General features: G+C 39.3%; 11 protein-coding genes. All 11 read right to left on the reverse strand.

Features of this window, described 5'->3' with window-relative positions; translation table 11 throughout:
• Position 1: 1 nt before the first annotated feature.
• The 11 genes from hisS to rplM all read right to left on the reverse strand — a co-directional run bounded on the left by hisS (position 2) and on the right by rplM (position 12,553).
• Entirely contained in the window at positions 2–1,276 is a 1,275-nt protein-coding gene (hisS, locus tag HMPREF3032_RS00240; RefSeq protein ID WP_009352959.1) for a histidine--tRNA ligase, read from the reverse strand.
• Complete coding sequence (hemZ, locus tag HMPREF3032_RS00245) at positions 1,276–2,868, reverse strand: coproporphyrinogen dehydrogenase HemZ (RefSeq protein ID WP_062401172.1); 1,593 nt, start codon at positions 2,866–2,868, stop codon at positions 1,276–1,278. Before hemZ ends, hisS begins: the two co-directional genes overlap by 1 nt.
• 22 nt (positions 2,869–2,890) lie before the next feature.
• On the reverse strand, positions 2,891–3,382 hold the full coding sequence (locus tag HMPREF3032_RS00250; RefSeq protein WP_009352981.1) for a Fur family transcriptional regulator: 492 nt from the start codon (positions 3,380–3,382) through the stop codon (positions 2,891–2,893).
• Positions 3,375–4,445 (reverse strand): AI-2E family transporter, encoded by a 1,071-nt coding sequence (locus tag HMPREF3032_RS00255; protein ID WP_062400967.1) that lies wholly within the window; start codon positions 4,443–4,445, stop codon positions 3,375–3,377. The genes HMPREF3032_RS00250 and HMPREF3032_RS00255 overlap by 8 nt, the downstream gene beginning before the upstream one ends.
• Positions 4,446–4,453: 8 nt before the next feature.
• Complete coding sequence (locus HMPREF3032_RS00260; RefSeq protein WP_009353002.1) at positions 4,454–5,077, reverse strand: MBL fold metallo-hydrolase; 624 nt, start codon at positions 5,075–5,077, stop codon at positions 4,454–4,456.
• A gap of 12 nt (positions 5,078–5,089) precedes the next feature.
• Positions 5,090–5,539 carry a D-aminoacyl-tRNA deacylase gene (gene dtd / locus HMPREF3032_RS00265; RefSeq protein WP_009352832.1) on the reverse strand — a complete coding sequence of 150 codons (450 nt, stop codon included), beginning with the start codon at positions 5,537–5,539 and terminating at the stop codon, positions 5,090–5,092.
• On the reverse strand, positions 5,536–7,695 hold the full coding sequence (locus HMPREF3032_RS00270; RefSeq protein WP_369813337.1) for a RelA/SpoT family protein: 2,160 nt from the start codon (positions 7,693–7,695) through the stop codon (positions 5,536–5,538). The genes dtd and HMPREF3032_RS00270 overlap by 4 nt, the downstream gene beginning before the upstream one ends.
• A gap of 65 nt (positions 7,696–7,760) precedes the next feature.
• A complete protein-coding gene (recJ, locus tag HMPREF3032_RS00275; protein ID WP_062400971.1) occupies positions 7,761–9,767 on the reverse strand; it encodes a single-stranded-DNA-specific exonuclease RecJ in 2,007 nt (668 codons plus the stop codon).
• Positions 9,768–10,206: 439 nt separating this feature from the next.
• The gene (locus tag HMPREF3032_RS00280) at positions 10,207–11,607 is read right to left on the reverse strand and encodes a DASS family sodium-coupled anion symporter (protein WP_062400973.1); all 1,401 of its coding nucleotides are present in this window, start codon (positions 11,605–11,607) and stop codon (positions 10,207–10,209) included.
• Positions 11,608–11,698: 91 nt separating this feature from the next.
• Positions 11,699–12,091, reverse strand: coding sequence for a 30S ribosomal protein S9 (rpsI, locus tag HMPREF3032_RS00285; protein WP_062400976.1), 393 nt, complete (start codon positions 12,089–12,091; stop codon positions 11,699–11,701).
• Between the two features lie 21 nt (positions 12,092–12,112).
• Positions 12,113–12,553, reverse strand: a complete 441-nt coding sequence (gene rplM, locus HMPREF3032_RS00290) for a 50S ribosomal protein L13 (protein ID WP_009352918.1) — start codon at positions 12,551–12,553, stop codon at positions 12,113–12,115.
• Positions 12,554–12,675 lie beyond the last annotated feature (122 nt).

Below are 12,675 nucleotides of genomic sequence, written 5' to 3' on the forward strand. Positions count from 1 at the left end.
TCTAATTTCCTTTCACTAACTCAGTTATACGGTTTGTAATCTCAGCTAAGGATACTGTTTCTTGTTCAGATGTATCCATATATTTTAAGATGACCTTACCTTCAGCTAATTCATTATCACCAATTATAATAACATATTTTGCGTTAATTTTGTTAGCATACTTCATTTGGCTCTTCATAGATTTACCAGAACCTTCCATTTCTGCTTTTACATAGGCATTACGCAAGGTATTTGTAATTCTGAAAGCCTCTTTTTGTGCCATTTCTCCTAATGCCACTACGAAGACGGAATCTTCTTGTGTTGGTTCTGGTAATAAGCCTTGTTTTTCTAGAGCCAACAATAACCGTTCCATACCCATCGCAAAGCCTACCGCAGGTGTATGTGGTCCATCTAGTTCTTCTACTAGACCATCATAACGACCACCACCAGCAACAGCACTTTGAGACCCCAATGGAGTATACTGTACTTCAAAAGCAGTTTTCGTGTAATAGTCTAACCCACGAACCAAGCGTGGATTTAAACTGAATTTCTCGCCAGCTGCTGTTAAGTATTCTTTCACATGATGGAAATGATCTTGACACTCTTCACATAAATTATCACTTAACTCCGGAACCCCTACTGCCAATTGTTGGCACTTTTCTTCTTTACAATCAAGGATACGCAATGGATTCTTGTATAAGCGGCTTTGACACAGTTCACATAGTTCTTCTTTTTTTGGTTCAAAGAAAGCAATTAATTTCTCTCTATACGCAGGACGACACGTTGGACAACCTACAGAGTTTACTTCTACATTCAAATCTTTTAAACCTAGGTCACGCAATAATTGTAACACCAAAGAGATACATTCCGCATCAGCACTTGGAGCTTGTGTACCCAATAATTCTACCCCAAATTGATGGAATTGACGATAGCGACCAGCTTGCGGCTTATCGTGACGGAACATAGGGCCAATATAGAACCACTTTGTAATCGATTCTTGTCCATAAATTTTATTTTCTAAATACGCACGCACCGCAGAAGCAGTTCCTTCTGGACGCAATGTATAGGATTGATCTTTTTTATCTCCTGTAGGAAAGGAATACATTTCTTTTTGTACGATATCTGTAGTTTCCCCAATACCGCGTAAAAATAAGCCTGTTTCTTCAAACATAGGCGTACGAACTTCTTCAAATCCATAGGTCTTACATAATCGACGAATGGTATTTTCAATATAGTACCAATTTCCAAGAACACTCGGCAATAAATCTTGTGTCCCTCTTGGTTTTTGAATAGCCACTAGCTGTCCCTCCAATGTTTATTACTTAGTAAAGTACGTTTCTCTAATAGTCGTTGTATATCTTGAATATACGTATCTACATCTTTCGGCATGTATTGTTTTTGTTGCCTAAAATCAGCACCATCTATCCATTTAGAGACACTACCTGGTCCTATGGAAAGTATGGACTGACGTTCTTCTATCATTTGTATATTATAAATGCTTTCATAGTTTGGCAAGGTGTAGCCAATGTTCTCCATTTGCCCCACCATGTATTGTTGACGATACATATAGTATGGTATATATCCTAATTGCAATAATGCTTCATGGGTTTCATCTAACATAGTTTGGACCATATCCTCAGAAGGAATCTCTTTGGCAAAGCTACTCCCATATAAAGGACTACCTTTTTTCAACGCTAAGGTATGGACAGTTACATTGTGAGGACGTAACTGCTCAATGTATTGCACATTCTCTTCCATACTTTTTACTGTTTGACGTGGTAATCCTGCAATAAAATCCATATTGATAGAACAATTTGTGTGGCTCTCCACATACTCATAGATAGATAAAAATTCTGCAACGCTATGACCACGGCCAATGATACGCAACAAATCATCCTGCATCGTTTGGGGATTCAAGCTAATCCTAGTAACACCCGCATCTACAATAGATTGAACCTTGTTAGCATTCAATGAGTCAGGACGCCCGGCTTCTACAGTAAACTCACGGCCCTTTGGAATCACATCTCCCAATGCATGCACAATATGGTGAAAGTCTCCATCTCCTAAACTGGTTGGAGTTCCTCCACCCATGTATAACGATTGTACCTCTAAACCATATGTTTTAACAAGTCTTTTCAAGTGTTCTATATCACGATGATAGACATCCACAAAGTCCTGTATCTTTCCATAGTTTTGAATGAGTCCATAGGGAAAGGAACAATAGGTGCAATGAGTTTCACAGAAAGGAATGCCACTATACAAACTAATCTCCTTAGGAGATTGTTGTACATGTGCTACATACGGGCGTTCCAGTACTGCCACTTGCTCTAATAATTTCCACTTCACATGGCTAATACTATGGATACTTTCCAGTTCTTGCCGAACCTTCTCTAAATCACCTAAGGAGTCCCATAGTTTATGGGTCAACTTAGTAGGCCGTACGCCTACTAAAGTGCCCCATAAACTAGTCCTCACACCCAATATACGTCTAAGCTTTGATAAGACTTCTCTGCCTATCAGTTTCCGACCTTCCACAGTGTCTTTTCCAGAAATAGACCATATATGAAGATAGTCTGCGTATAACTCTGATGGTCTCTGTATACCAGTCTCCAATAGCTCTTCTTGTACTCTAGTATGGCAGAACAACTGTACTATCAACTGTGTACCATCAGTATCTGCCTCTAGTTCACTGATAATATCCCCAAATTGTACTAACACACTCGGAGTAGACTCATTTTGCCTATACTCTATGGGAAATAGACCTTGTACATAAGGACTAGAGCCAGATTCCCTAATATCCGATACATATATAATAAAGTCAGGGTTGTCTTTCGATGAAAACAATCCCACTGCACCACATTGATGAGCTATGACAGAACCTAACTCCATAGGTCCTTCATAGCTATATGTATTATGCATGTTCTTTTTCAGATTCTGCTTGTTTTGCCTTTTCATGACATTCGCCACAGAAACCGTATACTTTTAATTGATGGTCTGTGGTATGGAAGTTCAATTTTTTAGCGATAATGGATTCTAATGTTTCCAACATATCATCTTCAAATTCTTTCACGCAGCCACACTTAACACAAATCAAATGATGATGGAAATGAGATAATTCATCGCTATTTAATTCATAGCGATTACGACCATCACCAAAATCCAAACGTTTCACTAAGTCTAACTCAGTGAATAAGTCCAATGTACGGTAAATCGTAGCTAAACCAATATCTGGATTGTTCTTTTTCACTAAAATATACACATCTTCTGCACTTAAGTGTTTTTCTTCTGCTTCAATAAACGTTTGTAAGATAATTTGACGTTGTGTTGTTAATTTATATTTTTTATCTTTAATACGCTCTTTTAATTTTTCCATTGTTGCTTGTACTTCCATTGCTTTATCCATGATGTTCCTCTTTCTGTAAACTATAATATTTATTAAAATACCACAACCGTTTTGCTATAATTTGTGCTACAGCTGTCAATGGTACGGCAGTCATCATACCGATCATCCCAAAGAAATAGCCTCCCACAAAAATGGCTGTAATAATAACTAATGGGGGAAGATTAATAACATGCCCCATAATCTTAGGCATAATAATTTGTCCATCTAGCACTTGCAAGATCCCATATGTAATGGCAACTTTTACGGCTAGAGGACCACTAATAACAGCGGCTAAAATAATGGCTGGCGCTGCACTAATAAATGGTCCAATAATAGGAATCCACTCCGCGATACCCGCTAATACTGCTAATACAAGAGGATACGGCAAATCGTAGCAATAGCATACGATAAATGTAAGGCAAAACATATTACTTGCTAATAGTAATTGCCCCCGTAAATATCCTCCTAAAGTACGAATAATATCATTCACTACTTCTTCCAAATGAGCTGAAGTAGGGCTGGAAAAAATATTTAATATAGCCCGTTTAATACTACGTCCATCTTTCAGTAAATAAAATGTTAAAATCGGTACTAATAACAATTGTAATAAGGTACTAGCAAAGGACACAATAGCAAGCACACCACGTTGTGCTAAATCCACTCCATAATTACCAATCGTAACTAGAGTTGAATTAATCACACCTTCAAATTGATGTGGTATGATACTTTCACCATCGATACCTTGTAATCCTTTTACCACTTCTACAAATTGGTCTAATACATATGGTAAGTTAATTAATAATTTTGTTAATTCACTAATTACTGGTACCATCACATATCGAACCAACACGGTAGATATGAGTGCCACTACCACGAAAGATGGAATAATAGCTAACCATCGTGGGCATTGCTTCCAATACTTTCGAATATATTGTTGCGTCATATTTACCCAAGGCCATAAGAGCAAGGTTAAAATAATAGCAATCACTAAGGGAATCACTACCGGTAATGCAATCGTTAGACCTATACTCGCTAAAATCAGTAAAATACAGCGTAGCCAATATTGTATAGATTTATGTCCCATCCTATCACCTACCGTACAAATGGATTAAATTGCTTTTCATCGCCAATTGTTGTTTCTGGTCCATGTCCAGGATAGACCTTTGTATCTTCTGGCAATGTATATAGCTTTTCTTTAATCCCCTTACTTAATACGTCAAAATCTCCATTAGGAAAATCCGTCCTGCCTATTGACCCTTGGAACAAGGTATCCCCTGCCAGTAAAGTTCCCTCTGTGTAATAACATACTCCACCTGGTGTATGACCTGGTGTTTCAATCACAGTAAAGGTAGTGTCACCTAAGGAAATCGTATCGCCCTCTTTTACATAGCGTACATCATCTACTTCTGCTGTAATATAGCGACCAGAATGAGCACTCAAATTCACCGTTGGATTCGTCAAACATTCCGCATCGCCTTCGTGAATATATACTGGCACATGGTACGCATCCACCAACGTTTTTACAGCTCCAATATGATCACTGTGCCCATGAGTTAATAAAATACCTTGCACCTTAAATTCGTGACTATCTAGAATTTCTTTTAACTTTTCTCCTTCGTCGCCTGGATCAGTTACAAGGCACGTATTATCTGCTTCATTATGCGCAATGTAACAATTCGTTCCATACGCCCCTAAGGGCATATAATATAACTTCATTTCTTAACTCCATTAAAACTCTTTACTACTCTCTAATAGAATCGTCACAGGTCCATCATTGACCAATGCTACTTGCATATGAGCTTGAAATTGACCTGTACTCACGATTAAGCCTTTTCCTTTGAAAGCCTCTACTAGCTCCAAATATAAGCGCTCTGCCATCTCTGGTGGAGCTGCTTTCATAAAATTCGGTCGACGCCCCTTACGCGCATCTCCGTAGAGAGTGAATTGCGAAACTACGCACACCTCACCACCTACATCTAATACGGATAGGTTCATCTTATCCTGTTCATCTTCAAAAATGCGTAAGTGGCTTACCTTTTCACAAATATATTGTACATCCTCTATTGTATCCGTATCTGTTACGCCTACTAGTACTAAAAGACCTTGCTTCGTACTACCAATAACAGACTCATCTACGGTAACCGAAGAAGAACTCACACGTTGTACAACGGCTCTCATGCTTTCCCTCCTCGATGGACTGAATATACATCTTTCACTCGACGTAACTTCGTCATCACATAATCGAGTTGTGACAAATCTTTAATATCTAACATTAAATGAATGGTTACATCTTTTGCATCGTCAGTTTTCGCATTAATATTGGAAATGTTAATTTTCATTTCTGACAAGACTGCCATCACTTCCATTAACAAACCACTGCGATCATAGGCATGCACGGACACACTTACTTGGAATTGATCCTGTGTAGCTCCTTCCCAATCGACTTCTATCATACGATTCAAATCATCTGGGGTATGACCAATATTGGTACAATCTGCACGATGTACAGAAACGCCTCGGCCTCTCGTAATATAGCCAATAATATCGTCTCCTGGTACAGGATTACAGCAACGAGCCATACGAACCATCACACCAGCTTCACCTTTTACAAGAACACCACTGCTACTTTTCTTAGATTTTCCTTGATGTACTTTAAGACGGTCGATGACAGCCATCGTATCTTTTCGTTGCTCTTCCTTAGCGACTTCCTGCTTATGAATGTCCACTAATCTGAGTAATACTGTATTCACTGAAAGTCCACCAAATCCGACGGCAGAGTACAGCTCAGCTTCGCCGCCAGCATTCAAAGATTTTCCAATCTTTTCTAGGCGACCATTTTTTGTTAAGTCCTTCCAATCATAGCCTAAGCGTTTCGCTTCTTTTTCTAATAGTTCTCTACCTTTGACGATATTTTCTTCTTTATTTTCACGCTTAAACCAGTTTCGAATCTTTGTCTTACTTTCTGTAGAGCCGACAATATTTAACCAGTCTAACCGTGGTTTCCCATTTTTAGAAGTGACGATTTCAACGATGTCCCCATTTTGCAGTTCATAATCTAGAGGAACAATCTTGCCATTAATTTTAGCTCCTACGCATTTATTTCCCACATCGGTATGAACACGATACGCAAAATCCAGTGGTACAGTGCCTTTTGGCAACTTCATAACGTCACCTTTAGGAGTAAAGACGAATACTTCCCCTGTAAAGACATCCAGTTTCAAAGCGTTAAGCAATTCTTTCGGATCGCTTGCATCTTGCCACTCAAGAACATGACGAATCCAGCCTACCTTGGCATCAAAATCAGCTTCTGCTTTCCCTTTATTACCTTCCTTATATCGCCAATGGGCGGCTACACCATATTCAGACACACGATGCATATCCCAAGTACGAATTTGAATTTCTACAGGCTGACCTTTTGTACCGATAACTGTGGTATGCAAGGATTGATACATATTCGACTTCGGCATCGCAATGTAATCTTTAAAGCGATACGGCAAAGGTTTCCATAAACTATGTACTGTACCTAGCACGGCATAACAATCTGGAATCGTATCTACGATGACTCGAACGGCATACAAATCATAAATTTGAGATAAATCTCGATTGTCCTTTTTCATTTTCTTATAAATACTATAAAAGTGTTTGGGACGACCTTTTACATCTGCTTTAATATGAGCATGTTCCAAAGCATCTTTCAAAGTATTCATAGTATCATTTACAATATCCTCACGAGCTTGTCGTTTTTCACTCATCTGTTGTACTAGGTCATAATATTTTTCTGGTTCTAAATAACGGAACGATAAGTCCTCTAGTTCCCATTTAATATTAAAAATACCTAAGCGATGTGCCAATGGCGCAAAAATTTCTAACGTTTCTTGGGCTATACGTTGTTGTTTATCGGGACGCATATGCTTTAAGGTACGCATATTGTGTAATCGGTCCCCTAGCTTGATGACCACTACACGCACATCTTTTGCCATGGCCAAAATCATCTTTCGATAATTTTCAATTTGCTGTTCTTCTTTTGTTTGATACTGAAATTGATTTAGTTTTGTAACCCCATCTACCAAGAATGCCACTTCTGGTCCAAATTGTTCTTCTATTTCCTCTAAGCTTATCTCTGTATCTTCCACTACATCATGTAATAAAGCAGATACCAAGGTAGATCGATCAATTTGTAGTTCGCTCAATATGGTGGCAACCCCTAAAGGGTGCAAGATATACGGTTCTCCAGAAGCCCGTTTTTGCGATGCATGTGCTTTATCTGCCAGTGCAAACGCACGCTCTATGACTGGCCAGTCTTCTTCTGGTAAATAGGACCGAACACGGTCCATAAATTGTCCATATTCTCGTTCTTTATTAAATGTATGCTCCTGAGGGGTACTTATAGTACTTACCATTATGATCCCTCCTGACTATAAGTCATAAACGTCAACGATGTGTGAAGTTCCAACTTTTGTTGCACATTCACCCAGCGATATACATGACGTCCATCATCCAATGCTTCCTCTTTTAGAATGCCTAAATCTTTAAATACATCTAAAGCAAGGATTGCTTCTCGCGAAGTCATTTCTTGTGGCTTACACTCTAATGCTTCTCGCTCCACTATATACTTTGGTGCTGTAGGAGACCGGAAAATATGTTTTACCACAGTATACATCTTGCGTAAGCTATCTACTTCTAGTCGTTCTCTTTGTTGTGAAAGTGGTTCCAAGTCTTGCACAATGAGTTGTGGCGTCACCACGCCTTGCCATTCATTTTTCTGCAAAGAAAATGCTACTTTTACAGGGTCATCTGCAAAGATTTCCTGCATATAATGCGCTCCTTGCCAAGCCACCGCATCAATGGGGCCCTGTTGACCTTGCAAGATAATTTTACAATGATTTTTTTGAAATCCCATAGGGTACAGATTCTGCACACGAATCTTAGGAAGTGCAAAAACAGGCGTACTATTCCCCATACCATAAGGCTCTAAAGTAGCTATTTGATCAATTAACTCAATGCTAATATCATCGCTATGCATAGCACCATCAACGGTGACAATAGGAATATAATCTTCTTCTGTTAATTGTTTACGGCAAAACTCACTAGCTTTTTCACGTAAGGCATCAATATGCTCTGCTTGTACACTAAATCCTGCCGCCTGTGCATGTCCACCAAACTGTATTAATGTATCTCCCGCAAAGGTTAACATATCATACATATTACAATGATCAATACTACGACAGGAGCCTTTACCAATTCCATCATGAATACTAATCACCATAGTCGGTTTATAAAAGGCTTCTACCAAACGGGACGCAACGATACCGATAACTCCAGGATGCCAGCCTTCGCCTGCCACTACAATACATTGATCCGCCAAACTTCCTTGTGCTAATACCGATTGATACGCTTCTTCAAAAATAGCTCGTTCAATCTGTTGTCGCTCCGTATTTGTTTCTTGCAACTCTTCTGCAATTTCCATGGCCTCAGCTGGATCTGTGGTAATCAGCAATTCTACAGCTCGTGTCGCATGCGTCACCCGTCCTGCTGCATTTAATCTTGGCGCTAAGGTAAACCCAATATGGCCTGCAGATAGTACTTTTCCTTCTAAACCGGCCACTTGCACTAAGGCTTGAATCCCTACATTGGGAGCCTCTGTCATTTTTTTCAAACCTTCACGAACGATAATCCGATTTTCTCCCACTAAGGGAACTACATCAGCTACCGTGCCCAAAGCTACAATATCTAAGTCTTCTCGATATTCTTCACCAGTACGACGTTTCCATAAAGCCTGACATACTTTAAAAGCCACACCTACACCAGATAAATTTTTATCTGTATAGGGACACTCTGGCTGCTTATGGTTAACCACCGCTGTAGCCCTTGGTATTTGTGGTGGTGATGTATGATGGTCTGTAATAATCATAGACACACGATCTCTCACAGCTTCTACAATATCATAGGAGCTAATACCGCAATCTACAGAAATAATTAAATCTGTCTTTTGGGAAATTAAATATTCTAAGGCTTCTAAATTAAGACCATAACCTTCACTTTGTCGCTCTGGAATATAATAGGTTACATTCGCTCCTAAGCGCGAAAAAAATCGGTACATTAGTGATGTAGCAGTAATACCATCCACATCATAATCTCCGTAAATGACAATAGAACCATTCATGGCTAAGACTCTTTCAATTTCTTCCACAGCCTGTGCCATTCCTTTTAACATAAAAGGATCTAATAAATCATCCATTGTGCTATATAAGAATGTTCGACCTTCTTCTACAGTGGTAATCCCACGGTTTGCCAATAAATGAGAAACAATAGGATGCACTGCTAATCCAGAGGTCAATTGAGATTCTATTTCTTTTTGATGTTCGGCAATTTTCCAACGTTTGCCTTTTCGTTTATCTAGTTTCATACGTACCTCTTGGAGGGATATTTCTTTCATTATCATTATCATTATTATACATGAAAGTCCAAGCATTTTCAATAAGTATCATTATTAAAAATATAATAATTTACTTTTATTATCACACCTTATGACAAAAGTAGTGTTTATAATTAAATTTCTTCACTCTTCAATTATCAATTTCAAGCTCTAAAAGCCCACCATAACAAATATGAGGACTCCTCGTATATGAGCACCCTACACATTTAGCATAAAACCAAAAAAGGTTGTACCCAAATGCACGTACAGCATTTCAGTACAACCTAATGTAAAACCTATCCTAGTTCTAATTATAAAGGATATTACATCCATTACTTCTATGAAGCCATATACTACCATCATTACAGAGAAATCATCTACTCATGTACTACGATGACTACAGAGGAAGTATTTCTCTATCTACATCATCTCAGATGATTCCAAATAACTTCATGCTTAGGTTACCAAAGAAGAAATGGAAGATATAATTCAATACGGAAATATAAAATCCTACTTTCCACCAGGTCACTTGTGGCACGTAGTGACTGCCAAAGAAGATTGGCGTTACCCCAGAGCTATAATGTGTCAACGTACAGCCAGGGCTATTCATCAAGCCAAACATTAAAATCGCATAAGGAATTGGTGCTCCCAAGGCAATTAAGATAGACGCAAAGGCAGAAAATAAGGCTGTAATACGAGCGGTACCACTGGCGAAGAAATACTGCGAGTATACAAAGACTAACGAAATAATCAATGCCGCCCACTCCCAAGACATACCACCTAACATAGTGCTGACGAATTTTGCAAAGACAGCTACAATGCCTAATTTACCAAGCAATCCGGCCATACCTACTAAAGTACCCATCCAGATTAAAATATCCCAACCTGTGGTTTCTTTCAAAATGTCATCCCATGTAAGACATTCGCTAATGACACAGGCCAATACTGCCATAACCGCAATGACCGTCGCATGTAAACCCGTAATTGTCGTAGTAGACCACAATAGTATGGCCCCTACAAAGATAGCTGCTACCTTTTTTTCCATCGTCGTGATCGGGCCTAGTTTATCTAACTCTTCACGAGCCATAGCTGGAGCTTCTGGTGTTTCTTTGATTTCAGGTGGGTAAATCTTATAAATAAACCATGGCATGATAACCATACTGAGCAAACCAGGCAAGGCTCCTGCTAAAAACCACTCCCACCATGTCACAGTGTAGCCAAATAATTTTGCTCCTAAAGATGTAATCAACAAGTTACCACTACAAGCGGTCAAGAATACAGTCACTGTACAGGCATTTACTGTGTGAGCCGTAGTCATTAGGTAGGCTCCCATGCGACGTGCCGTTTCTCCTGGTCTCGAATCAAAGGCCATAGAAATATTTTGCACGATAGGATAGATAATACCACCTCCACGAGCTGTATTGGATGGAGTAGCGGGAGAAATAATTAAATCTGTCATCGCCAAGGCATAAGCTAAACGCAAGGTACTCGTACCGAACCAATGAATTAAGGTATACGCAATGCGTCGACCTAATCCAGAGTTAATGATCCCTCTAGAAAAGAAGATAGCCGACACGATAAGCCATACATTAGGCTCTGCATAGCCTAATAAAGCTTCATTCATCTTAATCGAACTAGTAGCTACTGCCGCCGCAGATCCCATAAATGCCATTACCCCAGTGGGATATGGTCGTAGTATAAAGCCCACAATAGTGGCTGTAAAGATAGCTAATAAATGCCACCCTTGATCTGAAATTTCTGGCGTATGCGGCAAATACCATATGATCAGTGCCACAGCTACAACTCCCAATAGTCTTAGTAGTTTATCCATGTAGTATCATTCCTTTCTCTATTAACACAGCTCCTCCAGAGGTAACAAAAAACCCAGCACCATAAGGGTACTGGGTTCTGTAATCGCCAAATTAACGTTTGGAGAATTGAGATGCTTTACGAGCTTTTTTAAGACCGTATTTTTTACGTTCTTTCATACGTGGGTCACGAGTTAAGAAGCCAGCCTTTTTAAGACCTTGACGAAGTTCGCCATCAACTTCTAATAATGCACGAGACAAACCGTGACGAATTGCACCAGCTTGACCGGATGGGCCACCACCAGCTACAGTTGCCACAACGTCGTATTGTTCTAAAGTGTTTGTTAATACCAATGGTTGTTTAACAATCAACTCAAGAGTTTGACGACCGAAATATTCATTTAATTCGCGTTTGTTTACAGTGATTTTACCTGTACCCGGTACCAGACGAACTCTAGCAACGGAAGATTTTCTACGACCAGTGCCGTAGTATTGTGCTACTGCCATTATATGTTCCTCCTCCCGGTATTAACGGATATCTAATTCCAAAACTTCTGGTTTTTGAGCAGCATGTGGATGCTCTGCGCCAGCGTAAACATTCAATTTACGGTATTGTTGTGCACCCAATTTATTTTTTGGAAGCATACCTTTAACTGCCATTTCGATTACACGTTCAGGATGTTTTTCCAACATCATAGCAAGTGTAGTGAAACGGGATCCGCCTGGATAACCAGAATGACGGAAATATTCTTTTTGTAATAATTTTTTACCTGTTACACGAACTTTTTCTGCGTTCACAACGATAACGTGGTCACCAGTGTCTGCATGTGGTGTAAAAGTTGGTTTATGTTTGCCCCGAAGAACTTTAGCAACTTCGGCAGCAAGACGTCCTAAAGTTTTACCTTCAGCGTCAACAACATACCATTTGCGTTCAATATTGTTCGCATTGGCCATAAATGTAGTTTTCATGCTGCTTTCCTCCTAATAACAAGAATGTATTAACAGAAGCAATTGCCACCTTCCGGGGCTAGTGGAAGTCCGTACAAATTGCTTACCGAAATATTATACTCAAAATACAATGGATATGTCAA

Origin of the sequence: Veillonella sp. DNF00869 (assembly GCF_001553345.1) — a bacterium.
Lineage (GTDB): Bacteria > Bacillota > Negativicutes > Veillonellales > Veillonellaceae > F0422.

Coding starts and splice junctions, on each gene's coding strand:
- hemZ (WP_062401172.1), bottom strand. CDS start 2,868: ATGGAGTTAGGTTCTGTCATAGCTCATCAATGTGGTGCAGTGGGATTG.
- HMPREF3032_RS00250 (WP_009352981.1), bottom strand. CDS start 3,382: ATGGATAAAGCAATGGAAGTACAAGCAACAATGGAAAAATTAAAAGAG.
- HMPREF3032_RS00255 (WP_062400967.1), bottom strand. CDS start 4,445: ATGGGACATAAATCTATACAATATTGGCTACGCTGTATTTTACTGATT.
- HMPREF3032_RS00260 (WP_009353002.1), bottom strand. CDS start 5,077: ATGAAGTTATATTATATGCCCTTAGGGGCGTATGGAACGAATTGTTAC.
- dtd (WP_009352832.1), bottom strand. CDS start 5,539: ATGAGAGCCGTTGTACAACGTGTGAGTTCTTCTTCGGTTACCGTAGAT.
- HMPREF3032_RS00270 (WP_369813337.1), bottom strand. CDS start 7,695: ATGGACCGTGTTCGGTCCTATTTACCAGAAGAAGACTGGCCAGTCATA.
- recJ (WP_062400971.1), bottom strand. CDS start 9,767: ATGAAACTAGATAAACGAAAAGGCAAACGTTGGAAAATTGCCGAACAT.
- HMPREF3032_RS00280 (WP_062400973.1), bottom strand. CDS start 11,607: ATGGATAAACTACTAAGACTATTGGGAGTTGTAGCTGTGGCACTGATC.
- rpsI (WP_062400976.1), bottom strand. CDS start 12,091: ATGGCAGTAGCACAATACTACGGCACTGGTCGTAGAAAATCTTCCGTT.
- rplM (WP_009352918.1), bottom strand. CDS start 12,553: ATGAAAACTACATTTATGGCCAATGCGAACAATATTGAACGCAAATGG.